The 25,088-nt window shown below is 63.4% G+C and carries 23 protein-coding genes and 1 riboswitch; of the genes, 11 read left to right on the top strand and 12 right to left on the bottom strand.

Features of this window, described 5'->3' with window-relative positions; all coding sequences use genetic code 11:
* Positions 1–147: 147 nt before the first annotated feature.
* A complete protein-coding gene (gene trxB / locus CDI09_RS06780) occupies positions 148–1,104 on the bottom strand; it encodes a thioredoxin-disulfide reductase (RefSeq protein ID WP_078527663.1) in 957 nt (318 codons plus the stop codon).
* Between the two features lie 144 nt (positions 1,105–1,248).
* Here trxB and CDI09_RS06775 point away from each other — a divergent pair, with 144 nt between their 5' ends.
* Positions 1,249–1,719, top strand: coding sequence for an Lrp/AsnC family transcriptional regulator (locus CDI09_RS06775; protein ID WP_078527661.1), 471 nt, complete (start codon positions 1,249–1,251; stop codon positions 1,717–1,719).
* 10 nt (positions 1,720–1,729) lie between these two features.
* The gene (locus CDI09_RS06770) at positions 1,730–3,196 is read left to right on the top strand and encodes an ArnT family glycosyltransferase (protein WP_205836665.1); all 1,467 of its coding nucleotides are present in this window, start codon (positions 1,730–1,732) and stop codon (positions 3,194–3,196) included.
* A 178-nt stretch (positions 3,197–3,374) separates the two neighbouring features.
* On the opposite strand, the gene CDI09_RS06765 is transcribed toward CDI09_RS06770, so the two are convergent.
* The 3 genes from CDI09_RS06765 to CDI09_RS06755 form a co-directional block, all read right to left on the bottom strand.
* Complete coding sequence (locus CDI09_RS06765; RefSeq protein WP_078524326.1) at positions 3,375–3,725, bottom strand: response regulator; 351 nt, start codon at positions 3,723–3,725, stop codon at positions 3,375–3,377.
* Positions 3,722–4,252: an NUDIX hydrolase gene (locus CDI09_RS06760; protein ID WP_408884489.1), complete on the bottom strand. Its 531-nt coding sequence runs from the start codon at positions 4,250–4,252 to the stop codon at positions 3,722–3,724. The genes CDI09_RS06765 and CDI09_RS06760 overlap by 4 nt, the downstream gene beginning before the upstream one ends.
* A 77-nt stretch (positions 4,253–4,329) precedes the next feature.
* Complete coding sequence (locus tag CDI09_RS06755) at positions 4,330–4,725, bottom strand: hypothetical protein (RefSeq protein WP_078527659.1); 396 nt, start codon at positions 4,723–4,725, stop codon at positions 4,330–4,332.
* Positions 4,726–4,893: 168 nt separating this feature from the next.
* Between CDI09_RS06755 and guaA the strand changes: the two genes are divergently transcribed.
* Together guaA and CDI09_RS18950 are read left to right on the top strand one after the other, a co-directional pair.
* A complete protein-coding gene (gene guaA, locus CDI09_RS06750; RefSeq protein WP_167370246.1) occupies positions 4,894–6,495 on the top strand; it encodes a glutamine-hydrolyzing GMP synthase in 1,602 nt (533 codons plus the stop codon).
* A 320-nt stretch (positions 6,496–6,815) separates the two neighbouring features.
* Positions 6,816–6,968, top strand: coding sequence for an Arm DNA-binding domain-containing protein (locus tag CDI09_RS18950; RefSeq protein WP_456306000.1), 153 nt, complete (start codon positions 6,816–6,818; stop codon positions 6,966–6,968).
* A 184-nt stretch (positions 6,969–7,152) separates the two neighbouring features.
* On the opposite strand, the gene CDI09_RS06740 is transcribed toward CDI09_RS18950, so the two are convergent.
* Positions 7,153–7,494, bottom strand: a complete 342-nt coding sequence (locus tag CDI09_RS06740) for a transposase family protein (RefSeq protein ID WP_236944655.1) — start codon at positions 7,492–7,494, stop codon at positions 7,153–7,155.
* 249 nt (positions 7,495–7,743) lie between these two features.
* On the opposite strand from CDI09_RS06740, the gene CDI09_RS06735 reads away from it, so the two are divergent.
* From CDI09_RS06735 to shc, 3 genes are all read left to right on the top strand, one after another.
* The gene (locus tag CDI09_RS06735) at positions 7,744–8,802 is read left to right on the top strand and encodes an NAD(P)-dependent alcohol dehydrogenase (RefSeq protein WP_078524323.1); all 1,059 of its coding nucleotides are present in this window, start codon (positions 7,744–7,746) and stop codon (positions 8,800–8,802) included.
* A 145-nt stretch (positions 8,803–8,947) separates the two neighbouring features.
* Positions 8,948–9,505, top strand: coding sequence for a TetR/AcrR family transcriptional regulator (locus tag CDI09_RS06730; protein ID WP_078524322.1), 558 nt, complete (start codon positions 8,948–8,950; stop codon positions 9,503–9,505).
* Between the two features lie 191 nt (positions 9,506–9,696).
* Positions 9,697–11,652 carry a squalene--hopene cyclase gene (shc, locus tag CDI09_RS06725; protein ID WP_408884490.1) on the top strand — a complete coding sequence of 652 codons (1,956 nt, stop codon included), beginning with the start codon at positions 9,697–9,699 and terminating at the stop codon, positions 11,650–11,652.
* A 104-nt stretch (positions 11,653–11,756) separates the two neighbouring features.
* On the opposite strand, the gene CDI09_RS06720 is transcribed toward shc, so the two are convergent.
* Positions 11,757–12,317 carry a hypothetical protein gene (locus CDI09_RS06720; RefSeq protein WP_110571219.1) on the bottom strand — a complete coding sequence of 187 codons (561 nt, stop codon included), beginning with the start codon at positions 12,315–12,317 and terminating at the stop codon, positions 11,757–11,759.
* 154 nt (positions 12,318–12,471) lie between these two features.
* Between CDI09_RS06720 and CDI09_RS06715 the strand changes: the two genes are divergently transcribed.
* Positions 12,472–12,822: a hypothetical protein gene (locus CDI09_RS06715; protein ID WP_146220811.1), complete on the top strand. Its 351-nt coding sequence runs from the start codon at positions 12,472–12,474 to the stop codon at positions 12,820–12,822.
* Positions 12,823–12,905: 83 nt separating this feature from the next.
* Here the strand turns inward: CDI09_RS06715 and CDI09_RS06710 are convergent, their stop codons facing one another.
* Positions 12,906–14,534: a tannase/feruloyl esterase family alpha/beta hydrolase gene (locus CDI09_RS06710; RefSeq protein ID WP_078524319.1), complete on the bottom strand. Its 1,629-nt coding sequence runs from the start codon at positions 14,532–14,534 to the stop codon at positions 12,906–12,908.
* A gap of 131 nt (positions 14,535–14,665) precedes the next feature.
* Entirely contained in the window at positions 14,666–16,114 is a 1,449-nt protein-coding gene (locus CDI09_RS06705) for a phosphomannomutase (protein ID WP_205836686.1), read from the bottom strand.
* A gap of 492 nt (positions 16,115–16,606) precedes the next feature.
* On the opposite strand from CDI09_RS06705, the gene CDI09_RS06700 reads away from it, so the two are divergent.
* The 3 genes from CDI09_RS06700 (at position 16,607) to CDI09_RS06690 (ending at position 21,208) form a co-directional block, all read left to right on the top strand.
* Positions 16,607–18,742 (top strand): putative bifunctional diguanylate cyclase/phosphodiesterase, encoded by a 2,136-nt coding sequence (locus CDI09_RS06700; RefSeq protein WP_078524317.1) that lies wholly within the window; start codon positions 16,607–16,609, stop codon positions 18,740–18,742.
* Positions 18,743–18,856: 114 nt separating this feature from the next.
* Positions 18,857–18,964: riboswitch (SAM-I-IV-variant riboswitch) on the top strand.
* 45 nt (positions 18,965–19,009) lie between these two features.
* A complete protein-coding gene (locus CDI09_RS06695; RefSeq protein WP_078527653.1) occupies positions 19,010–19,957 on the top strand; it encodes a homoserine O-succinyltransferase in 948 nt (315 codons plus the stop codon).
* Between the two features lie 171 nt (positions 19,958–20,128).
* Positions 20,129–21,208: a glycosyltransferase family 4 protein gene (locus CDI09_RS06690; RefSeq protein ID WP_078524316.1), complete on the top strand. Its 1,080-nt coding sequence runs from the start codon at positions 20,129–20,131 to the stop codon at positions 21,206–21,208.
* Between the two features lie 99 nt (positions 21,209–21,307).
* Here the strand turns inward: CDI09_RS06690 and kdsA are convergent, their stop codons facing one another.
* The 4 genes from kdsA to tpiA form a co-directional block, all read right to left on the bottom strand.
* Positions 21,308–22,156: a 3-deoxy-8-phosphooctulonate synthase gene (gene kdsA, locus CDI09_RS06685; protein WP_078524315.1), complete on the bottom strand. Its 849-nt coding sequence runs from the start codon at positions 22,154–22,156 to the stop codon at positions 21,308–21,310.
* On the bottom strand, positions 22,153–23,787 hold the full coding sequence (locus CDI09_RS06680) for a CTP synthase (RefSeq protein ID WP_078524314.1): 1,635 nt from the start codon (positions 23,785–23,787) through the stop codon (positions 22,153–22,155). The genes kdsA and CDI09_RS06680 overlap by 4 nt, the downstream gene beginning before the upstream one ends.
* Before the next feature lie 130 nt (positions 23,788–23,917).
* The gene (gene secG, locus CDI09_RS06675) at positions 23,918–24,211 is read right to left on the bottom strand and encodes a preprotein translocase subunit SecG (protein ID WP_078524313.1); all 294 of its coding nucleotides are present in this window, start codon (positions 24,209–24,211) and stop codon (positions 23,918–23,920) included.
* 37 nt (positions 24,212–24,248) lie between these two features.
* Positions 24,249–24,992 carry a triose-phosphate isomerase gene (gene tpiA, locus CDI09_RS06670; RefSeq protein WP_078524312.1) on the bottom strand — a complete coding sequence of 248 codons (744 nt, stop codon included), beginning with the start codon at positions 24,990–24,992 and terminating at the stop codon, positions 24,249–24,251.
* Positions 24,993–25,088 lie beyond the last annotated feature (96 nt).

Here is a 25,088-nt window from a genome sequence, read left to right as displayed (position 1 = left end):
GATACGGCTGGGATCGGTCAAACGGGATGAAGCGGCTCATCGCGACACTCTACAGCCTTACCCCTTCACAGGGTACCCCAACCCGACAGGCTGCTAGAGGCTGTGGTGAAGGAAATGCTGGGGCAGGTCAAGGACTCATGCAGTCCTTTACTGACCCGTGGCAAGAAAACGCTCGGCCTCGAGCGCTGCCATGCAGCCGGTGCCCGCGGCAGTGACAGCCTGCCTATATATCTTGTCCTGCACGTCACCTGCGGCAAATACGCCTGGCACCGAGGTGCGTGTGCTACCGGGTGTCGTGGTGATGTAACCATCCGTATCAATGGCCACTACATCACGAAAAATTGTGGTGTTCGGGGCATGCCCGATGGCAACGAACACGCCATCCACGTCGATATGAGTGATTGCGCCCGTAACCGTGTCGCGCAGGTCAGCTCCCGTGACCACGGCGGGCGTGCCGCTGCCGGTAATGCGTTCGACCGCCTTGTTCCACAGCACCGATATCTTGGGGTTGGCATGCAGGCGGTCCTGCAGGATCTTTTCCGCCCGCAGGCTGTCGCGGCGGTGGATCAGGGTAACGTGGCTGGCATGGTGGGTGAGGTAGAGGGCTTCCTCCACCGCCGTGTTGCCGCCGCCAATCACGGCCACGCGCCTGCCACGATAGAAAAAGCCATCACACGTGGCGCAGGCTGAAACGCCACCGCCCTGGAATTCCTTCTCGCCCGGCACGCCCAGCCATTTGGCCTGCGCACCGGTGGCGATGATGACGCTGCGCGCCTCGTACACCGTGCCGGAATCGCCCGTGGCGTAGAAACGGCCGCTGCCATCCTTGCGGCTGAAATCGCAGGAAACAATGATGTCATCCATCATCCGGGTGCCGACATTGCGGGCCTGCTCGGCCATCTGCTCCATCAGCTCCGGCCCCTGTATGCCCTTGGCGAAGCCGGGATAGTTCTCGACATCGGTGGTGATCATGAGCTGGCCACCGGGCTGCAGCCCCGCCACGAGAACGGGCGAAAGACTGGCGCGTGCGGCATAGATGGCGGCGGTATAACCGGCGGGACCCGCGCCGATGACAAGCAGGTCTGTGGAAACGGTCTGGGGCATGAGATCGGGAAAACCTATCGTATCGTCATAATTTCCTTTGGTATGGTCGTCCACTGGCGTCCGTGCAAGGGTTGGAGTAGAAAGTGCTTCATTATCGTGGCACCCGGCCAGACGGTTGCCCCTTTGTCGAGAGATGGAATGTGCATGGCGGAACGGATGGCTGATCTGGATGCGATTGATCGTCGGATTGTGGCCGAACTTCAGCTCGACGGACGCATGACGAACGTGGAACTGGCGCGGCGGGTCGGCATTTCCGCGCCGACATGCCTGCGCCGCATGCGCAGGCTTGAGGAAGACCACGTGATCCGTGGCTACCATGCCGATACCGATGGCGCGCGGCTGGGCTGGTCGATTACGCTTTTCGCCCTGATCGGGCTCGACAGCCAGAAGGAAACCGTGCTCGCCGCCTTCGAGGCGCAGGTCTCGGCCTGGCCGGAAGTGCGCGAGTGCCACATGATTCGTGGCGGTGGCGATTTTCTGGTGCGGCTCGTGGCCCGCGACGCCACGCATGAAAACCTGCTGACCCGGCAGTTGACCGAAGCCACCCATGTGGTGCGCGTGCAGACACTCCAGACCATCCGCACCAGCCTCAACCGCCCCGGCGTGCCTGTGTGAAGGCAGCAGCGTGAGGGTAAAGGACAGCCCGCGCACGTGGCTGTGCCTGCTTGGTCTGGTGGTCTGCCTGCGGCTGGTGGTGGCGGCATTTCTGCCACTTTCGCCCGATGAGGCGTATTACCGCATCTGGGCGCTGGCTCCTGCCGCAAGCTACCTTGACCATCCACCCATGGTGGCGGCGTGGATCAGGCTGGGCATAACGCTGGGGGGAGATGACCCGCTTGGCGTCAGGCTGGTGGGCGTGCTGGCGGGGGCGGGGCTCTCCTTTTTCCTGTTCAGGGCCGTGCGTGACCTGCTGCCAGGTGCGGCACCCGCGCTGGCATGGCGGGCCTGTGCGCTGTTGCAGGCAACGCTTGCGCTGGCCATCCAGTCCATTGTCATGACACCCGACATGCCGGTGCTCTTCTTCCTGTCCGTGCTGCTCTGGGTCATGGGGCGCATCGTGGCCGGAGGGAGCGCGTGCTGGTGGCTGGCTGTTGGTCTTGTGGCGGGGCTGGGCTTTGACAGCAAATATACCGCCGTGCTGCCTGTGGCGGGCATTGGCCTGTGGTGGCTGGGCCAGAGCCTGTGGCGGCGCGTGCCGGGGCAGGGGCGGCACTGGGCCGCGATTGCGGGCGGGCTGGTGCTGGCGGTGCTGTGTGTCACACCCGTGCTGTGGTGGAACGCAACCCATGGCTGGGCCAGTTTTGCCCGGCAGGGTGGCCGCACGGCTGACTGGCACCCGGGCAGGGCCTTTCAGTTCCTGACCGAATTGCTGGTCGGGCAGGCGGGGCTGATGACGCCGGGCATCGCCGCGTTTTTCGTGTGGGGGCAGGTGCGTGCATGGCGGCAGGCCCGGCAGGTACCCGGCGCGGCCCTGCTGGCCTGCCTTGTGGCGGTGCCCGCCTGCGTGTTCATGCAGCATGCCATAGGCGATCGGGTGCAGGCGAACTGGCCGGTGGTGATCTATCCGGCGCTGGGGGTGGCCACGGCGCTGGTGGGCTGGCGCTGGGGGCGTTGGGCGATTGGCGGCGGGCTGCTGGTTGGCACGCTGGTTTACGGGCAGGCGCTGTTTGCACCACTGCCCCTTTCTTCCCATACCGATGTGGCCCTGCGGCAGATGGCGGGGTGGCGCGGGCTGGCAGCGGATATTGGCGCCGTGGCCAGACCTGGTGAATTCGTGGCCGCGTGTGATTACGGCACGGCGGCGGAACTGGCCACGGTGCTGCCCGGGCGCACCGTGGTGGGCATGGAGCCGCGCTGGGCGCTGTTCAACCTGCCGCATGATGTAACGGGCGGGGGCATCATGGTGTGTAATCCGCGTCGCCCGTTCGATACGGCTGTCTTCGCCTCCATAAACAGGCTGGGCACGGTGATGCGTGGGCGCAGGGGCCGCGTGGCCGAGCCGGTTAGCCTGTATCGCGTGCGGTTGCGTGATGACCTGTCCACCGCTCAGCGTCAGGCGATGGCGCGCCTGCCGGTAGCGGGCGGGGGATGAGTATCATGCATGATGTCTGAAAATTGCTTTGAAAGGCATGATATTTAAGTTCTGTTTGAAAAGTCAGGGTCAGTAATGTCCTGATAATTATAATTTTTTTTGGTGAAAATTTTTCAAAAAGCGGTTTCCTTCGAAGCATTATGAAAGAAGCCTGACCAAAATAACGGCCGTGTCAGGCTCAGTCAGCTACGGGCAATGCGAGGCGCACCTGTTCAAGCATGGCCTTCATGCGGAAGGGTTTTTCCAGCAGGGGCAGGGGGGCGTAGCCTGCCAGCCGGTCGGGGTCGCCGCTCATCACGATCACATGGCTGCCGCGCGCGCGGGCTGCGGCAATGAAGGCGTCAGGATCGCCATCGGGCAGCGTCAGGTCCACCAGCGCCAGCGCGCAAGGGCGCGCTTCAAGCTGGCGCATGGCCTCGGCCACGCTGGGGCATATCGTGGCGGTGATGCCGTCGCTTTCCAGCATGGTGGCGACCAGTTCGGCAATCATGGCCTCGTCTTCAACAATCAGGGCGGTGCGCGCAGTCATGACAGGAGACTTTCGGCCCGGTGGTGAGGGGTCGTATCGGTCGTGCGGGTTTGCGGGGCCAACGGCCAGGGGGCAATGCCGCGTGGCGACAGGGCCAGCGCGCCCAGTTCGGGCAGGCCGGGGCTGAAGGCGGCCGGGCAGGCATGCACCTGCTCAAGATCGAACCAGTCCACTGCATCCGCGTCGTCACCCGCATGGATGTCGGTCCAGCCATTGTCGTGGCATTTCACGGCCACGATCAGGTAGTGAAAGCGGATATGACCCCTGTCATCACGATCGATCAGATCGAAGGCGGTCAGCGTGCCTTCGGCGTGGGTGATGAAGCCGGTTTCCTCGCGCAGTTCACGCGCGGCGGCATCGAAACAGGTTTCGCCATGCTCGATGCGCCCGCCGGGAAAGCCCCACAGCCCCTGATCGGGCGGATTGCGGCGGCGCACGAGCAGCATGCGCCCCTTGCGGACGATGATGGAAAGAACGGCCCCGGCCAGTGTCATGTTATCGGACATAAACGGAATATATCGGATCACGGCCCCGCATCCATGCCTGTACGGGACCGGAGTGTTCCCGATTGCGTGAACACGCCCGTGCAGGCGGCATGGCAGGCCTATCGGCTGAGCACGATATGCGCCCGGCAACGCGGCGTTCCGTAGGTGCCCACAATGGTTTTTCCTTCAGGGTGGGCCTCGAACACCATGGGGTAGGCCGCCCCCGAGGGCTGTTGCAGCAGGGCCTCGGCATGATAGTGGGCGTATCCCTTTTCAGGCTGGCCGCGCAGCGGCACGGAGCCATCGGCGGGGGTGAAGGTAAGGGTTTTCGAGCCCACCTGAAAGGTGGAGGTATCGCGCGTTTCGCTGGTGCAGTTGCCCCTGTCGGTCACGAGCTGGCCGGTCCACAATCCTTTCGGGTCGTGCAGCGCATCGGCTGCGGCGGGGCGCGCAAGGGCAAGGATGCCGGCCAGGCCAAGGGCCACCACTGCTGGCCGCGCGAGGCATGCAATCATGAAAACGGACCTCTGGTTCGTGTTTCGGAACGCGGCAGGCGACATGGGCCTGCCTCATGCTTTATATTGTGCTATCTGCGCCCGAAAGACTATCCCACCCTTGCATCGGGTCGCCCGCTCATGCTGGAAGCCCTGTGTATCGATAATGCCGCGACCGAAAGACACATGATGAACGACACCGTGAATACAGCCCCCCCACCGGCAGGACTTGATGAATCCCTGCACGAAGACCGGATCCTGATCCTGGATTTCGGCAGCCAGGTCACGCAGCTGATTGCCCGCCGCGTGCGCGAGAGCGGGGTGTATTGCGAAATCTGGCCGTATTCCAGCACGGCCGAGCGGATTCGGGCCTTTGCGCCCAAGGGTATTATCCTCTCCGGCAGCCCGGCCAGCGTGCTTGACGAGAATGCGCCGACCATTCCGCCGGTGGTGTTTGAACTGAATGTGCCGGTGCTGGGCATCTGCTACGGGCAGCAGGCCATGTGCCGCATGCTGGGTGGTAAGGTCGAATCATCCGAACATCGTGAATTCGGCCGCGCGCATATCGATATCATCAAGGATTGCGCGCTGTTTCGCGGCACATGGGCGCGTGGTGGGCGCGAGCAGGTGTGGATGAGCCATGGTGACCGCGTGACCGCGCTGCCGCCCGGCTTCCAGGCCGTGGCCGTGAGCGAGGGCGCGCCGTTCGCCATCATCGCCGATGAGGGCCGCAGGCTCTATGGCGTGCAGTTCCACCCAGAGGTGGTGCACACGCCGCATGGCGCGGCCCTGCTGCGCAACTTCACGCATGGCGTGGCGGGCTGCCGGGGCACCTGGACCATGGCAGGCTTCCGCGACATGGAGATCGCGCGCATCCGCCAGCAGGTAGGCAAGGGGCGGGTGATCTGCGGGCTTTCGGGCGGGGTTGATTCCTCGGTAGCCGCCGTGCTGATCCATCAGGCCATTGGCGACCAGCTGACCTGTATTTTCGTCGATCCGGGCATCCTGCGCGCGGGCGAGGCGGATGAGGTGATCCGCACCTTCCGTGACCGCTTCAACATCCACCTGATCCACCGCGATGCTTCCGATCTGTTCCTTAACGCGCTTGAAGGGGTGAGCGACCCCGAAATCAAGCGCAAGACCATTGGCCGCCTGTTCATCGAGGTGTTTGAGGAAGAAGCCGCCAAGCTCGGCGGCGCCGAGTTCCTTGCACAGGGCACGCTCTACCCCGATGTGATCGAGAGCGTGAGCTTTACCGGCGGCCCGTCGGTTACCATCAAGTCGCACCACAACGTGGGTGGCCTGCCCGAGCGGATGAAGATGCAGCTTGTTGAGCCGCTGCGCGAACTGTTCAAGGACGAAGTGCGCGAACTCGGCCGCGAGATGGACATTCCCGAAGCGATCGTGGGCCGCCATCCGTTCCCTGGTCCGGGGCTTGCCATCCGTATTCCCGGTGCCATCACGCGCGAGAAACTGGCCCTGCTGCGCCGTGTTGATTCGATCTTCCTTGAGGAGATCCGCTCAGCCGGGCTGTATGACGCCATCTGGCAGGCCTTTGCCGTGCTGCTGCCCGTGCGCACCGTGGGCGTGATGGGCGATGGCCGCACCTATGATTACGCCTGCGCCCTGCGTGCCGTGACCAGCACGGATGGCATGACGGCGGATATCTATCCGTTTGACATGTCTTTCCTCAACCGTGTGGCCGGGCGTATTGTCAATGAAGTGCGGGGCGTGAACCGCGTTACATATGACATTACTTCCAAGCCGCCGGGGACGATTGAGTGGGAATGATTCCAACGGGGTCCTGAAATATCCCATTTCCTCCCAGAACTCGACCTAACATACTGAAATAAAAAGTTAATGTCGTCGTCTGCTATTGCAGGCTATCGATATGCACAGGTTGGTTTTGACGGTATGCCTGACGGACCTCGTCAGGCTTGCCAGTCGGGAATTGTGTGAATACCGTCATGGGCAGATGGGCCTGTGACGGTATTTTTATTTACAATAAACCTTTGTAAACAGGTCATTTTTAGCCAAAATGGCCCACCAGAATCCCCTTGACGGTATTTTCGGGTCGGAGGCGGTGCAATGCTTACGGATGCTGTAATTAGATCGTCGAAACCAAAAGGAAAAAATACAAGGTCACGGACCGTGACGGGATGCATGTCCTCGTCACGGAAAAAGGCGTGGTGTCCTTTCGAATGGACTACCGCCTGAATGGGCGGCGCGAGACCATGTGTTTGGGAAAATACGGTATCTGTTGATTTTCACTGAGAACTGGGCTCTTCCGCAAAGTGTGTGGCGATTTTTGCGCTATGAGACTGGAATTACACGTGCCCTGAGGAGTTGGAAGCCTGCTCTCCCGACGTCAGGCCCGGTCATCCACACCCGGAACACGAGGAGACCTCGAAGAAGGCTTCCCTGACATTCTGGAAAGGAGCCTGCGGATCAGAGGGTGTCTGCGCTGACCGGGCAACGCAGGCGTTCTGCCCTTCTTGCGCCAGCAGGCCCACCCGAGGCGTGAGCCACATAATGGTGAAGATCCGTCAGGCGCATGGTATGCCGCCTATAAGGCACGGTCATATCAGAAAGCGGGATGACAAACGTCCGGCGACGACAGCCAGCACTGTTGCAGTACAGACGGACCGAGGAAACCCGGAGTGTAACACGACGGCCCTGCCAGGGCAGATCCGACAATGTGCGGCGATAAAGACTGTGGATCCGCTGCGTCCGGACATGACAGTCGGGGCAGACAGTACTGCGATCACGCAAACGCGCTTCAATCTGCACCGTATTGTCGCTCGGGATGACCTGATCAACAACGAGAGAGGGAGGAAGATCAAGGCACCGGAAACGTGACACAACAGGAAAATCCCCAAAAGTTGCAAACCTTCAGGATGTCCCGGCTTCTTTTCGGCAGTACAACCCCTCGCACCACACACTTTGCGGAAGAGCCCAGTTCTCAGTGAAAATCAACAGCAAAGGGCTTTCTGCCGGTGCCCGTGCAGTAGAATCAAAAATCTGAACAGGTGAAACAACATGAAAACCATTGGTTATGCCGCGCGTGATGCAAAAACGCCGCTGGCTCCGTACACTTTCGAGCGTCGGGCGTTGCGCGATAATGATGTCGCACTCGAAATCCTGTATTGTGGCGTCTGCCATTCCGACCTGCACCAGAGCCGTGATGACTGGAAAGAGTGGGGCCCAACCCTCTACCCCTGCGTGCCGGGGCATGAAATCATTGGCCAGGTCGTGGCGGTTGGCCCAAAGGTGACGCGCCACAAGGTGGGTGATGCCGTTGCCGTGGGCACCATTGTCGATAGCTGCCAGCAGTGCGACCAGTGCCGCCGGGGCGAGCAGCAGATGTGCCGCGAGGTGCCGACCCTGACCTATAACGGGCGCGACCGGCTCACCTGCGAAACCACGCATGGCGGCTACTCCAAGCACATCGTGGTGCGTGACGACTTTGTGCTGCGCCTGCCTGAAGGGCTTGATCCCTCCCGCGCGGGGCCGCTTCTGTGCGCGGGCATTACCGTCTATTCCCCGCTGCGCACCTGGAATGTGGGGCCGGGCAGCCGCGTGGGCGTGGTGGGCATTGGCGGGCTCGGGCATCTGGCCGTGCGGCTTGCGGCAGGACTTGGCGCCACGGTCACGGTCATTACGCGCAGCGCCGCCAAAGCGGCGGAAGCAAAGGCGCTGGGGGCGGATCATGTCATCGTTTCCACCTCTGATGAGGCCATGAAGGCCGGGGCCTCCTCGCTCGATGTCATTATTGACACCGTGCCCGTCTCGCATGATGTCTCGCCCTATGTCGCGCTGCTCGATGTGGAAGGGGTGCTGGTGATCGTGGGCAATCTTGGTCCGGTGCCCGCGTTCAGTTCGCTGCCGCTGGTCATGGGGCGGCGGCGCATTACGGGCTCGCCCGTGGGCGGCCTGCCACAGACGCAGGAACTGCTCGATTTCTGCGCACGCAAGAACATCCTGCCCGATTGCGAGATCGTGCCCATGCAGCAGATCAACGAGGCCTTCGCGCGCATGGACCGGGGCGATGTGCATTATCGCTTCGTCATCGACATGGCCTCGCTCACCACGGCCTGAGCCGTGGCGGCAGGACAATAAACGCTCCCGGGTGCCGCCTTGTTGCTAAAGGCGGCATTTCCCGTATGCCACGGTCATGGCTTGCGGGGCCGCCCGGCATGGTTTAATTCCATCCGGACGGAATGAAACGGCGGAGACCCCGCGCATGGCGCGTCCGAGAACCATCGACCGCGACAGGGTGCTTGATTGTGTCGAGCACCTCGTGCAGCGCGAAGGCGCCACCGCGCTTACGCTCGATGCCGTGGCGCGCGAGGCCGGCATTACCAAGGGCGGGCTGCAATACTGTTTTGGCAGCAAGGACGACCTGATTACCGCCCTGATCGATCGCTGGATCGCGGTTTTTGATGCACAGGTCAGCCAGAACATGCCTGCCCGACCCGATGCCACCGATCGGGCGCGCGCCTATGTGGTGGTCGCCAGCCAGATTGATGAGGCCACGCAGGCCAGAATGGCGGGCATGCTTGTCACCCTCATGCAGTCCCCCAAACACCTGCACCGGCTGCGGGCGTGGTATGCACGCTGGTTCAAAGTGTGTAATCCGGCCTCTGCCGTGGCGCGTCGGGCCCGCACGGCGCTTTTTGCCGCCGAGGGGGCATTTTTTCTACGCAGCACAGGGTTTATTGAAATGGATCAGGCGGAGTGGGAAACTGTCTTCGCTGATTTTGAGCAACTGGTCACGCCCCTGCAGGCCAGCACGGATTGACAAGGCCCCTGACTATTATATCGCCCACAGGTATGGATGAAATGAACAGCGAAAGTCGTCTTTCACGCAAGCAGGCCGGAGCCCCCGGTCCCGACAAGATCGAAGCCCGCCCCGATTCCACTCCGGCGGCGGCTTTCAGGGGCATCGACAACAGCCTGACGCACACGCTCTCATCCGCCTGCAAATGGCTGATGGAGCAGCAGAAGCCTGACGGCCACTGGGTGGGGTCGGTGGCCTCGAACGCCTCGATGGAGGCCGAATGGTGTCTGGCCCTGTGGTTTCTGGGGCTGGAGGATCACCCCCTGCGCCCTCGCCTGGGCAAGGCCCTGCTGGAAATGCAGCGCGAGGATGGCTCATGGGGCATCTATTACGGCGCGGGCAATGGCGACATCAACGCAACCGTTGAATCCTACGCAGCCCTGCGCTCGCTGGGCTATGCCGCCGATGACCCCGCCCTGAGCCGGGCGGCCACATGGATCGCGAGCAAGGGCGGCCTGCGCAACGTGCGCGTGTTCACCCGCTACTGGCTGGCCCTGATCGGGGAATGGCCTTGGGAAAAGACCCCCAACCTGCCACCGGAAATCATCTGGTTTCCCAATAAATTCGTGTTTTCCATCTACAATTTCGCGCAGTGGGCGCGCGCAACATTGGTGCCGCTGGCCATCCTGTCCGCGCGCCGCTCGTCACGCCCCCTGCGCCCGCAGGACCGGCTTGACGCGCTCTTTCCCGGCGGGCGCGAGAATTTCGATTACGAACTGCCCCCGCGTGACGGGCAGGACCTGTGGGCCACCTTCTTCCGCAAGACCGACCGCGCGCTGCACTGGCTGCAGACGAAATTCCTCAAGCGCAACACCATGCGCGAGGCCGCCATCCGCCATATGCTGGAATGGATCATCCGCCACCAGGATGCCGATGGCGGCTGGGGCGGCATCCAGCCGCCGTGGGTCTATGGCCTGATGGCGCTGCATGGTGAGGACTACCAGTTCCATCACCCTGTCATGGCCAAGGGGCTGGCAGCGCTTGATGATCCCGGCTGGCGTTATGACCGGGGCGATGCAAGCTGGGTGCAGGCCACCAACAGCCCGGTATGGGACACCATGCTGGCGCTGATGGCCCTGCATGATGCCGATGCCGAGACCGATTTCACCCCCGAGATGGACAAGGCGCTGGGCTGGCTGCTCGAGCGCCAGGTGCGGGTGAAGGGCGACTGGTCCGTCAAGCTGCCGGATCTGGAACCCGGGGGCTGGGCGTTCGAATACGCCAATGACCGCTACCCCGACACCGATGACACCGCCGTGGCCCTGATTGCGCTGGCCGCCTGCCGCGACCGGGAGGAATGGAAGGGCAGGGGCGTGGAAGCCGCCATCACCCGCGGCGTGAACTGGCTCGTGGGCATGCAGAGCACCTGTGGCGGCTGGGGCGCGTTTGACAAGGACAACAACCGCGCATTGCTTTCCAAGATCCCGTTCTGTGATTTTGGCGAGGCGCTTGATCCCCCCTCCGTCGATGTTACGGCGCATGTGCTCGAGGCCTTTGGCGTGCTGGGCCTGCCGCGCGACATGCCGGCACTCCAGCGCGGTCTGGCCTATATCCGCGCCGAGCAGGAAGCCGATGGCCCGTGGTTTGGCCGCTGGGGCGTCAATTACCTGTATGGCACGGGTGCGGTGCTGCCCGCCCTTGCCGCCATTGGCGAGGACATGACCCAGCCTTACATCGCCAGGGCGTGTGACTGGCTTGTGGCCCACCAGCAAGAAAATGGCGGCTGGGGCGAAAGCTGCGCGTCGTACATGGAGATCGCCTCCATCGGGCGCGGGCCGACCACGCCATCACAGACCGCCTGGGCGCTCATGGGCCTGATCGCGGCCAACCGCAAGCAGGACCATGAGGCCATCGTGCGGGGCTGCCGCTACCTGATCGACCAGCAGCAGGCTGATGGCAGTTGGGAGGAAAAGGAGTTCACCGGCACCGGCTTCCCCGGCTACGGGGTAGGGCAGACCATCAAGCTCGATGACCCGGCCCTGACAAGCCGGTTGCAGCAGGGTGCGGAACTCTCGCGCGCGTTTATGCTGCGCTATGATCTGTACCGGCAGTTCTTCCCCATCATGGCGCTGAGCCGGGCGGTGCGCGTGCTTAAAGGCAGTAAATAAAATGGGGGGCAGGCGTGTTTTTAAAGCGCCTGCCCACATCTTTTAAAAAAACTGAAAGAAGTTTTTGATGAAGCTTTTTTCAAAAAGCTTCAGAACAGCGCTTTTTATTTCTGCTCTCCGTCTTTTTCGCTTGTAGCGGGGCTGGATTCAATCCCGATCGGTCGGGTTTTCATGGCGTCAGCCGCGGGCGCGCCGTTCAGGCGGATGGCTGCGATCCTGCGCAGGATCGGCTCCTTGGCGCGCGACAGGGCGGCTGTCAGCAGCCTGTCCATACGGGTCTTGCGCAGGACAAGCTGGATATGTGGCGGCAGGTGCGCAATGACCAGATCGGCAAACCGGGCGATGATAAGTTCATCGGCAAGGATATCGAACGCGGCGGAAGAAGCGACCTGCCGGATGGTCCGCTCGATCAGCGGGCCATATTTTTCCAGCAGTTCAGAATCCTTGATGGACAGGGTCCTGTTCCGCAGCCACTGGATCTTCTCCTGCGAGGCGTCGCTTCTGTAATAGTCTTTCACCCCGTTCCGGACCTTGCCCGTTTTTTCGGCTACCGAGGCGAATTTTGATTTCAGCCACCCCTTTTTGCCGCCGTTTTCAAGGGGAGCATCATCGCCTTCCGGTTTGCCCGGCGTGGCTTCAGTGTGTTCGTGGTCTGCTGTCATCATGTTCTCCGGCCGGGCATGGTGAATAGTGGCATGGGTCTTGATAAAGAATGGCCAGTGCCTGTCGGATGATCAGGCGTAAAGCCTGGTTTATTGACATCTATGGGCACCTTTATCATAAGCACGGCCTCAATTCCTGCCCATGAAAGAACTTACCATGCGTTTTTCAGTTAAGTCCCTGCGTTACTGCCTGGTGATGCTTCCCGTGCTGGCGCTGACGGCCTGCGGCGGCCCTTCGACGGGCGACATACAGACGGCGCTGGACAAGAGCATGAAGCAGGAACTCGATCAGGCGAACCATCTCAGCATGGAGCTGATCGGGCGGCCCAACCCGCTCGTGTCACAGAACCCGCAGGTCAAGGTTGTTGATAGCGACTGCCACACGAAGGAAGGCGATGACTCCATCTACACCTGCAAGATCACGCTGAAAAACGCGCAAGGCGACGTGCGCGAGGCCACCGTGCCGGTAAAAAAGGTCGAGGGTGAGTGGGTTATTCTCAAAAACTGAAAAGAGTATTGAAAAAATAACTGAAGTTTCAGAGAGCGCCGCCTTTTTGAAAAAGGCGGCGTTCTCTGAAAACATTGTAAAAATCAGTTCGCGCCGGGGGGAACGCAGGCAAAGCTGCGGGCATCATCCATATCGCCCTGCCCATTATAACGCGCAACGGCGGGCCAGGCGCAGAGCGGGCGGGTGCGCACGATTTTTCCCTCGTCAACGCGGGCGGCAACGATCATGTCAGGCGCCTGCCCGTGGCTGACCCAGTTATCGATTGCGCCGAGCTTGCTGAAGGTGTCGCACCCGGCGCCACCGTGGCAGTGCTCCATGCCGGGAATGGTGATAAGCCTGACCCCGTCATGCCCGGCAGCCCCCGCGTGGCGCTGCACGGCCTGATAGTAGGAGGCGAGCTGCTGGGGGTTATGGCCGTCATTCCAGCCGATATAAAGCAGCAGCCTGCCGCCACGGGCGAGGAAGGGCGTGAGGTTGTCATCCACATGCAGGAGCGGGCCGATTTTGCGGGTGGCGTCCTGTATGTCGGTATCCCATTTCAGGGTGGTCCAGTCCCAGTCAGGGTTCTGGAAGGCCGCGTATCTGAACAGGTCGAGCGCTACGGGGAAGGCCTTGCCATCAGCCGAGAACCCATACTCGCTGCCCTTGGCCGGGCCGGGGAAGATGACCGTGTGCGTCTGCGGGTCAACGGGGCCCTGATAGATGTTGCGCGCGGCGCGTACTTCATCGGCGGTCAGGCAGTTGGCGGTATTGGCGCCGGTCCTGCACAGGATCTGCTCGGGCCTGAAGGTGCATCGGTCCGGTTCATCCACAAAGCCCTGCTTTTTGCCCACCGGTCCCGCGCAGGCATTCATCACCGCCGTATTGAGCAGGCGGAACTTGTCGTGTGATACACGCAGCGCGGGGTCATGATAGCTCATCCACCCCGCCCAGAGCTGTTCGGCATTGAAGCTGACAATCGGGTTGGGCGGCGCACCGGCTACGATGCCGTCATAATCCTCGGGGTAGCGTTTTGCCTCGATCAGCCCTTCCAGGCCGCCGAGCGAGCAGCCGATCCAGTAGGCATGCGTGGCCTCGTGACCATAAAAGGTTTTGACCAGCGCCTTGGCCGCGACCGTCATCAGGTGGTCGGCGCGGTAGGCGTAGTCGATCATTTTTTCGGGGTGGCCCAGCGTAAAGCGGCCGCCCTGGCCCTCCGGCGTGGCGCTGTCATGCCCGGTATCGGTGCTGGCCACCGCATAGCCTTCGCTCAGCCCGGTGGCCATGCCGTCATACATGAGCGAGCCGGCCCAGCCAAAATTACCCACGCCCAGCAATCTGCCGTTCCAGCCCTTGAGTGGCAGCCAGACTTCGGTGCGGATGTGGGAATCCGCCGTCGGGTGCAGGGTCATGGCCACGCGGCAGAAGGTGGGGTTCGCCGCCTCGGTCGGGTGCCCGGCCAGATTCATGCCCGGGGTCGACATGATGTGGCTGAGCTGGTCCTGCGGCGCGTGCCAGCTTCCGGCCTTTACCGTTTCAACGGTGGTGAAGGTGGCGTCAGGCAGGACGTGGCGGGCCAGGTCGCTACAGCCTGCAGCCTGTGCGGCGCAGGCCCCGGCCACCATGAGCGGGGCGGCAAGCAGGGCACCTGCCATGGCGCGCCGGCAGGGGCGTCGTAGGCAGGGCGCGGGCAGGGGGGCGGGGTGGGGCATGCGAAGGTCCTGGCAGCTCATTGCAGGGAAAAATCAGGTGTCATGCGCCATGGCGGGTCATGACGGCTGGCCCCATTGTGGTCCCGAATGCCCGGAGTTGGAAGCCCCGCGCCATGGAAGGCGGGGGCTTCAATCCTGTGCGGGCCGTATGCTCAGCGCCACGCGCTGACGGCCTCAAGCCCCGTGTGCAGGAGCAGTGCCGCCCGTTCGGGGCTGGCGGCCTCCACATACACGCGCAGTTCCGGCGCGTTGCCTGAAGGGCGGAGGTGAATGACCTCGCTGCCCGCAAAGGTCATGCGCAGGCCATCGGTTTCATCCACATGAGCCAGCGGGCCGCAGGCCCCGGTCAGGCCCAGCGTATCTGCCCCCTGTGCCGGGTTGCGGCGCAGGGCGGCGATATGGGCGGCGCTCTGCTCGGTGGGCATGTCCTTCAGGCGGTCGCTCAGCGTAAAGCGGCGGGGCAGGGTGGCGACAAGCCCGGCAAGGTCGGTGCCTGCCTCGCGCGCGGCCACGAGCGCGCAGATCATGGGCAGCACGGAATCCCGCGTGGGCAGGGCCGCCAGCGTGCGCCCGCCGCGCGTGACCGGGCTTGCCAGCAGAAAACCGCCATTGGCTTCATAACCGACCGAGGGTTCGTGTCCATCGCCCGCGGCCTGCGTCATGGCCGCGACCACATAGGGCGAACCGATGCGCGTGCGCTGCACCTTATGGGCAAAGCCTGCCTGCTCCAGCGCCGTGTTGCTGCTGACCGGCGTTGCCACGGCGCGGGCGGCCAGAAACCGTGCGGCCAGAATGCCCAGCACATCGCCGCGCAGCCACGCGCCATGGCGGTCGGCCAGCAGGGGGCGGTCGGAATCACCATCGGTGGTCAGGATGGCATCCAGCGCGCCATCGGCGGCCCACTCGCGGGCAAGGGCGGCATCCTCGGGGCGGACGGCTTCGGTGTCGACGGGGATGAAGCTGTCCATGCGGCCAAGTGGCACGGCGGTCGCGCCAAGGGCCTCGACAATCTGCACCAGCACGTCGCGCCCCACGGCCGAATGCTGATAGATGCCCAGTTTCAGCCCCGCCAGCGCATCGGCGCCAAAGAAGTCACGGTAACGGGCCACGAAGCCGGGCACCACATCGGTCACGGGCGGCAGGTCAGGTGGTGCGCTCAGCGTGCCTTCGGCATCGAACCAGCCTTCGGGCAGATTGACGTCAAGTTCGCGCATCGCGGCCTCATCTGGTTTGAGGAACTCGCCGCGCGCGCGGTTGAACTTGATGCCGTTGCGGTCGGCCGGAATATGGCTGCCCGTGACCATGAGCGAGGGCATGCCGCGCGCAAACGCATGCAGGCACAAGGCGGGCGTGGGCACATAACCGCAAAAGACCGGCACGCCGTGCATGTAACGGATCGCGGCGGCACAGGCGCGCAGGATGCGCGGCGTGCTCGGGCGCAGGTCTCCCGCCACGGCCACGCCAGCACCCGGCGCGAACTCGCCCAGACTTGCGAGGTGCCGCAGGTAGCCCACCGTGTAGGCGAAGCAGACCGAATCCTTCATCGCGCTGACAAGGCCGCGCGCGCCGCTCGTTCCAAACGCGACACCGGAATGCTGCATCCACTGGGCTATCTTCATGGGTTCTTTCTCGCTCCTGACCAATCCTGCGCGGGCTTTCGCGCCTGCTTGCATACAACGCAGGCGCGCGGGCAGGCGTTTATATAAACAATCGTGCCTGATCGAGGCCATGCGTCCTGCCCGCCACGCGGGCCAGCGTGGGGCAGCGGCATGGCGCAAATAAGGCGGGCTGGCAGGAGGCCGGGAGCGGGATATTGTATTAATGGCTGATCTATACTGTGTTTTTTGGTTCTGTTCATAAAAGCATAATAAAAATGTATTGAAAATATAACACATGTGGTCAGGCGGGGCGGCTAGATGAAGGGGCCGTGGTTAAGGAATGATGAATTATGGCCTGCCGGTTTGCTGCAACATCATGATGTGCCCGTACATCGATTGCGCGGCCCCGGTTTTCAGGCCGGTGGGGCAGGCTGGCATGTTGAATACTGATGCAGGCATGGCGCCCTCCGCTTTGAAATAGACGTGGAACATTGCATGATGAACGATATCGCCGCCCCGCCAGCCCCGTCGGCCTTCATGACCATGGGCGATATTGCATGTCAGGGGCCGGTGCTCAGGCCGGATGCGCTGGGCGAGCGGCTGTTCGAACTGTTTCACAATGACCCGGCGCTGATGCTGGTGGCGGTGGTGGATGAACACGACGCGCCGGTGGGCCTGGTGGAGCGGCAGGCCTTCTTCCTCAAGGTATCGGGCCGGTTTGGCCATGCGCTGTTCAACCGCCGCCCCGTCGCGCTGCTGATGGATGACCGCCCGGTCATGATCGATGCCAATATTCCCTCCGCCGAGTTTACGGCGCGCGCGCTCATGACCCAGCCCTCCGACCTCATGCGCGGCTATATCGTAACGAAGGCGGGGCGCTATCACGGCACGGGCTCGGCGCTGGATCTGATCAACGCCTCGCATTCCCACGCCGTGGCCTCCGCCTCGGGGCTGAAGGCGGCGGCGGAAGACCTGCGCCGGGCCAATAAACGCATTCTGCGTGACAAGCTGTTCATCGACACCATTGTCGAGAACATTCCCTCCGCCCTGATCGTGCGCTCCACGCGCGATGACCACCCCGTGCTGGTCAATCGCGCGGCCGAGGAGATGATGGGCTGCACGCGCGACCTGCTGCTTGAGCGCAAGGTCGATGATGTATTCGATGCTGACGAGATCGGCCACCTGCTGCTCAGCCGCGCGGCAGGGCGCGAGCAGGCGACGGAGCAGGTTCTGTGCGACCACCATGGCACGGCGCGCGCCATTGCCACCCGCCATGTCACCATTACCGATGAGCGTGGCGGCGCACGGTGGGAGATGTGCGTGGCCGATGACGTGACCGAACAGCGCAACGCCCAGCACCGTGTCGAGCAGCTTGCCCATTACGACCCGCTGACCGGCCTTGCCAACCGTGCCCTGTTCTCCGCCCGGCTCGAGACCCTCTGCGCCCCCGGCCTGAGCGCGACGCTGCTGTGCATCGACCTGGATTACTTCAAGACCGTCAATGACGTGTATGGCCACGCGGCGGGCGATACGCTGCTGCGGCTGGTCTCCGCCCGCCTGCTGGCATGCAGCCGCCCCGAAGACCTTGTGGCGCGGCTGGGTGGAGACGAATTCGCCATCATCTGGCCCGATGTGCCTGACCCCGCCGAACTGACCGGCCGCGCGCGAGAGATTGTCGAGACCGCAAGCAGGCCCTACATCATCGACGGACACCATATCGTCATTGGCGCCAGTATCGGTGCCGCGCTGTACCCGCAGGATGGCGACAGTGCCGAGATCCTTCTCCAGCATGCCGATATTGCGCTCTATCGCGCCAAGTCGCTCGGGCGCAACGGCTTCCAGTTCTTTGATGCCGACCTGCGCGATGAAATCCAGACCCGCGCGCGCCTGGGCAACGAGCTGCGCGCGGCCATTGCGGGCAATGCGCTGACGCTGCACTTCCAGCCGCTCTATTCCATGCCGGGCAACCGCATCAGCGCGTGTGAGGCGCTGGTGCGCTGGCACCACCCCGAGCGCGGCATGATCCCGCCCGACCAGTTCGTGGGCCTTGCGGAAGAGAACGGCCTGATCCACGATCTGGGCGAATGGGTGCTGCGGGCCGCCTGCCTCGAGGCGGCAGGCTGGCCCGAGCAGGTGCGTATTGCGGTCAATGTCTCGCCCATCCAGCTACGCAATCCGCGCTTCCTGAGCATTGTGGAAGGAGCGCTGGCGTGCTCAGGTCTGGCGCCAGCGCGGCTTGAGGTCGAGATTACCGAAAACATCTTCGTGCAGAACAGCGCCACCAATCGCGACATCCTGCACAGGCTGGGCCAGATCGGGTGCAGCATCGTGCTTGATGATTTCGGCACCGGCTATTCCTCGCTGGGCTACCTGCGCTCGTTTCGTTTCCAGAAAATCAAGATTGACCGCTCGTTCGTGCAGGAACTGCCCGAGCGCGGGGCTGCGGGCATCATCCGCGCCATCATCAGCCTGGCCCAGAGCATGGACATTCCCATCACGGCGGAAGGCGTGGAAACACACGACCAGTGGACGCACCTCAACGCGCTTGGCTGCAACCAGGTGCAGGGTTTCCTGCTCGGTCGCCCGCAGCCATCGGAGATGATCCGCCAGAGCATCCTGTCTCATGCCTGAACGCAGGCGCTGCGGGCCGGGGAGGGGGGCAGCGCTGGCGCAGATGTGAGGCACGCCACACATGGCACCTGTGCGCATGGTCTTGCAATCGTAACGGAAAACACGTAAAAGCGCGGCCTGCATCAGGAGTTGGGGCGACGCCCAACGCCAACCTGCCGTGCCGGGCAAGGTGGCGCTCCCGCAAGGGAGGATGTGGCCAGACCGGCAACCAAGCGGATCATGCCACGTAGCGCGTCATGCCCCTCGTAATTGAGGATGGACGCGGCAATGCCCATAAGAATACCCGATGATCTCCCCGCCCGTGGCACGCTTGAAGCCGAGGGCGTGATGGTGATGGGCGAGACCGACGCCATACGGCAGGATATCCGCCCGCTGCGCATCGGGCTGCTCAACCTCATGCCCAACAAGATCCGCACCGAGACCCAGATCGCCCGCCTCATCGGTGCAACCCCGCTGCAGGTCGAACTCACGCTGGTGCGCATGAGCGGGCATGTGCCGCGTAATGCGTCCGCCAGTCACATGACCTCGTTCTACCGTGCGTGGGAGGATGTGCGGAGCGCGCGTTTCGATGGCTTCATCATTACCGGTGCGCCAGTCGAGCGCCTGCCCTTTGCCGACGTGACATACTGGGATGAACTGCGCCGCGTGTTCGACTGGACCCGGACCAACGTGCACCGATGTTTCAACATCTGCTGGGCCGCGCAGGCAGCGGTGCACCACTTTCATGGCATGCCCAAGCACGCGCTCGCCCGCAAGGCGTTCGGGGTGTATGACCACCGCATCCTGGCTCCGACCTCGCCCTACCTGCAGGGCTTTGCCGATGACCTGTCCATTCCCGTCTCGCGCTGGACGGAGGTGCGGCGCGCCGACCTGCCGCACAGGACTGACATGACCGTTCTGGCCGAAAGCCCCGAGACCGGCCTGTGCCTGCTTGATGATCCGCGCCACCATGCGCTGCACATGTTCAACCACCTTGAATATGATTCCACCTCGCTGGCCGATGAATATTTCCGCGATCGCGAGAGGGGGCTCGATATCGCGGTGCCGCACAACTACTTCCCGCATGATGACCCCACCCTGCGCCCCATCAACCGCTGGCGCGCGCACGCGCACCTGCTGGCGGGCAACTGGATCAACCAGATCTACCAGACCACGCCCTTCAATATCGCGCGGATCGGGCATGAAAGCCGTAGCCCCGCCCTGGCCTGTGCCTGACAGAAAACGGATGCGTGACGGGGCCATGCCTGTATCGGGCAGGTTCCGCATACGGCGTTCATCACCTGCCAGCCGTGCCGTCCGGAACATTGTGTATTCCTGTTCGCATGGTAAAACGTCCGCCGCCTGAAACAAGAGAGCCCATGACCATCGATGTGGGAGGAGAGGGTCATGCGGATCGCCTATGTCATCAACACGTTCGAGGGCGGTGGCGCTGCCCTGCCCATACCCGATATCGTGGAGGTGTTCCGCGCCAACGGACACAGTGTTGATGTAGCTGCCCTTGCGCCGCGCAATGGCCGTGCGATGCCTGTCCTGCGCAAGGCCGGGCTGGCACCGGTCGTGCTGGCCGGGGATACGTCCTCCCCCGCGCTGATGCTGCAAAGGCTCGATGCTTGGGTGCGGCAGGTACAGCCGACCCATATCTGGACATCGCTGACCCGTGCGACCCTGCTCGGGCAGCTTGTGGGGCTGCGTCAGGGCATTCCGGTGGTGAGCTGGCAGCACAATGCTTTTCTCAAGCCAGCCAACCTCGCGCTGCTGCGGCTGATGAAAAACCGCAGCCGGTTATGGGTAGGCGATTCAGACTACGTGACCGAACTGACCCGCCAGCGCCTGCGCCTGCCTGCCGGTCGGGTGATGTCATGGCCCATCTTCCGCATTGACCCTGATCTGGCGCCCGCAGCACCGTGGCGGCCGGGCGAGGTGGTGCGGATCGGCTCGTTGGGGCGGCTTGATCCATCCAAGGGGTATGACGTGCTGTTCCGCGCGCTGCTGGCCCTGCGTGACGTGCCGGGCCTGCCGCCCTACAGCGTCACCATAGGCGGCGAGGGAGCGGAACATGCGCGGCTGCGGGGCTTCTGCCAGCGCCACGGGCTGGATCAGGTGCATTTCGCGGGCTATGTCGAGGATACGGCGGCCTTTTTGCGGGGCTGCCATCTCTATGTCCAGCCATCAAGGCGGGAAGGGTTCTGCATTGCCGCCCACGAGGCCATGAACATGGGCCTGCCGGTGCTGGGCAGCGCGGTGGGCGAGATGACTCATTCCATTACCGAAGGGGTCAGCGGCTGGCATGTCCGCCCCCGTCGCCCGCATGAGCTGGCTGGCAGGCTCGAGCAGGCCCTGCGCCAGCCCGAACGCCTTGCCTCCATGGGGCAGGCGGCACGGTCCTATGTGGCGCGGCACTTCAGCCCGGCGGCCTTCATGCAGGCAGGGAGCGCCGTGCTTCAGCGCATGGCGGCGCTGGCGTAGCGCCGTTAACTGTCAGAGATAAGAATAGTAAAAGTTTTTGGGAGCTGCCTTTTTGAAAAAAGCTTCACCAAAAACTTTTGAGGCCAAGGGCAGGAGCGTTTAAAGAATCTCGTCCGGCGGGGTCTGCTTGGTCAGCTGGTCATAGCGCAGCAGGGTGCCGAGCAGGTCTTCCATGGCTGAAAGCGGCAGCATGGTCGCGCCATCGCTTGGGGCCGTGTCGGGGTCGGGATGGGTCTCGATAAACAGGCCCGCCACGCCAATGGCCAGGGCCGCGCGCGCCAGGATGGGCGCAAACACCCGCTGCCCGCCCGAGGCCGAACCCAGCCCGCCCGGCTGCTGCACCGAATGCGTGGCGTCATAGATCACGGGGTAGCCCGTGCCCGCCATGATAGGCAGGGCGCGCATGTCATTGACCAGCGTGTTGTAGCCAAACGACGTGCCGCGCTCGCACAGCATGATGCGCTCGTTGCCGGTCGAGGCGACCTTGACCGCCACGTTCGCCATATCCCACGGGGCAAGGAACTGCCCCTTCTTGATGTTGATGGCAGCCCCGGTCTGGCCCGCTGCCAGCAGCAGGTCGGTCTGGCGGCACAGGAAGGCGGGGATCTGGAGCACATCGGCCACTTCGGCCACCGGCGCGCACTGTTCGGGCTGGTGCACGTCGGTCAGCACCGGCATGCCAAAACGCGCGCGCACCTGCGCCAGGATATCAAGCCCCTGCGCCATGCCCACGCCCCGCGCCCCGTTGATGGAGGTGCGGTTGGCCTTGTCGAACGAGCTTTTATAGATCAGCCCGATGCCAAGGCGCGTGGCCATGCCGTGCAGGGCATCGGCCACCTCGGTCGCATGCTGGGCGGACTCGATCTGGCACGGCCCCGCAATCAGCACGAACGGGTGTTCATTGCCGACCGCGAGGGAGCCGATATTGACCGTGGCGTGCGCTGTCATCGCTTGCTTGCCGCGTGCGCCACCGCCGCCTTGATGAAGCCGGAGAACAGCGGATGCGGGTCAAACGGCTTGGACAGCAGCTCGGGGTGGTACTGCACCGCGATGAACCACGGGTGGTCGGGGTATTCCACCACTTCGGGCAGGATATCGTCAGGCGACATGCCCGAAAAGCGCAGGCCGGTCTTTTCCAGCTGCTCGCGGTAATGCACGTTGACTTCATAGCGGTGGCGATGGCGCTCGCGGATGTCGGTGCGGCCATAGGTCTCGGCCGCGCGTGATCCTTCGGCCAGCTTGGCAGGGTAGGCGCCAAGACGCATGGTGCCGCCCATCTCGCCGCCTTCGCGCCGGCGCAGCAGTTCGTTGCCGCGCGCCCATTCGGTCATCAGGCCCACGACCGGCTGGTCGGTCGGCCCGAATTCGGTCGAGGACGCATCGGGAATGCCCGCAAGGTTGCGCGCGCATTCCACCACCGCCATCTGCATGCCAAAGCATATGCCCATGAAGGGGATGTTGTTTTCACGCGCATAGCGCACCGCGCGGATCTTGCCTTCCGAGCCGCGCTCGCCAAACCCGCCGGGCACCAGAATGGCGTCGCTGCGGGCCAGCATGTTTACCGCGTCGTCCGATTTCTCGAAGCTTTCGGCCTCGACCCAGTTCAGCCGCACGCGCGCGCGGTTGGCAATGCCACCATGCTGCAGCGCCTCGATCAGCGACTTGTAGCTGTCGAGCAGGGCGGTGTACTTGCCCACCACCGTCACCACCACCTCGCGGTCGGGGTGGCGCACGGCGTCGACAATCTTCTCCCACCGCGACAGGTCGGGGGCCGTATCGGTCGGCAGGCCGAAATGGTGCAGCACCTCGGTGTCCATGCCCTCGGCATGATACGAGATGGGGCAGGCATAGATCGTGTCCACATCGCGCGCGGCAATGACGGCCTGCGGGCGCACGTTACAGAAATTGGCGATCTTGCGGCGCTCGTTTTCCGGTATTTCACGATCCGAGCGGCACACCAGCATCTGCGGCTGGATGCCGACGTTCTGCAGTTCCTTGACCGAATGCTGCGTGGGCTTGGTTTTCAGCTCGCCCGCGGCCGCGATCCAGGGCAGCAGGGTGAGGTGGATGAACATCGTCTGGTCAGGGGCAAGGTCATTGCGCAGCTGACGGATGGATTCAAGGAAGGGCAGGCTCTCGATATCGCCCACCGTGCCACCGATCTCGACAAGCACGAAGTCGAGATCCTCGGTATCCGCCACGATCGTTTCCTTGATCGAGTCGGTAATGTGGGGAATGACCTGCACGGTCGCGCCGAGGTAATCGCCACGCCGCTCGCGCGCGATCACGCCGGAATAGATCTGCCCCGTGGTGGCATTATCCGCCTTGGTGGCGGGCACGCCGGTAAAGCGCTCATAATGCCCGAGGTCGAGATCCGTCTCGGCACCGTCGTCGGTCACGAAGACCTCGCCGTGCTGATAGGGGCTCATGGTCCCCGGATCGACATTCAGGTAGGGGTCAAGCTTGCGCAAACGGACCCGATAGCCACGGGTCTGGAGCAGGGCAGCAAGGGCAGCCGAAGCGATGCCTTTGCCAAGGGAGGACACCACGCCGCCGGTGATGAATACAAACCGCGTCATGGATGGCCTTCCTACACTGCTTGCAGCCTACGCGCAAAGCCTACCTGCGGGCTGATCGAAAAAATAAAAAAGCCCCCGGCCCGCACATGCGGGGCGCGGGGGCGCAACCCTTGCCCGAAAGGGGCCGGGCTTACTTGCCTGCGGGGGCCGAGGGAGCGGGCGGCTGGGCCAGGATATCGTGGCCAACGCCGCTCGATGCGCCACGGTTCATGACCGCGAGCGTGAGCGACAGCACCATGAACGCCGTGCCGAGCACCGCGGTCGAGCGGGTGAGCAGCGTGGCCGTGCCGCGACCGGACATGAAGGAGCCCATGCCCTGCGAGCCGCCGATTCCAAGCCCGCCACCCTCGCTGCGCTGGATCAGGATGGTGCCGATCAGCGCGATGGTGACGAACAGGTGCAGTAGAAGAAGAACTGTAATCATGCGTCTTTCCAGTAGATCCCCGCAGGCCGCGCGGCAATCACGATGCGCGGGCGGCGCGGACAAGCGGCACGAAGGACTCGGCCTTCAGGCTGGCATTGCCCACCAGCGCCCCGTCAACGTGTTCGACAGGCAGGATATCGGTGACATTGCGTGCGTTAACGGACCCACCATAAAGGATTCGGATCGTTTTGCCAGCTTCACCGAACTGCCGCACCAGTTCGGCGCGGATAAAGGCGGACATGTCGGCAATATCCTGCTGCGATGCGGCCTGCCCGGTGCCGATGGCCCAGATCGGTTCATATGCCACGATGCCCTTGAAGCCCTGCGGCAGCGAGCCTTCAAGCTGCCAGCCCACGGTCGCCTGCGAATCCCCCGATGAGCGCTGGTCGTCGTTCTCGCCCACGCACACGATGGGGGTGAGGCCCGCCGCCATGGCGGCAACCGCCTTCTCGCGCACCGTCTCGTCAAGCTCATGGTGCTCGGCGCGGCGCTCGGAGTGGCCAAGGATGACATATTCCACCCCAAGATCGACCAGCATGGGGGCGGAAATATCACCGGTATGCGCGCCGGATGCATCCTTGTGGCAGTCCTGCGCGCCCAATGCGATGCCTGCCGCCTTGAGTTTGGGCGCAAGGCGGGCAAGCTGCGTGAAGGGCGGGCAGACCACCACATCGGCGCGGGTGGCCAGGGTGGCCAGGTCCGTGGCCAGCCCTTCCACCAGCGCGTCGGCATCCGCGCTCAGGCCGTTCATCTTCCAGTTGCCAACAATGATCTGTTTCATGTTTCCCCTCCTGGCCATGGCCCGGTCGTGCGGCCTGCGGGCGGCACGGGGCATGGCGATGATGGCGGCAAGCCTACACCACGGCTGTCGCGGCGT

The organism is Komagataeibacter nataicola (assembly GCF_003207795.1).
In the GTDB taxonomy this organism is placed as follows: Bacteria; Pseudomonadota; Alphaproteobacteria; order Acetobacterales; family Acetobacteraceae; genus Komagataeibacter; species Komagataeibacter nataicola.
Note: the sequence above shows the minus strand (reverse complement) of the source record. Positions and strands in the feature narration are given on the sequence as shown.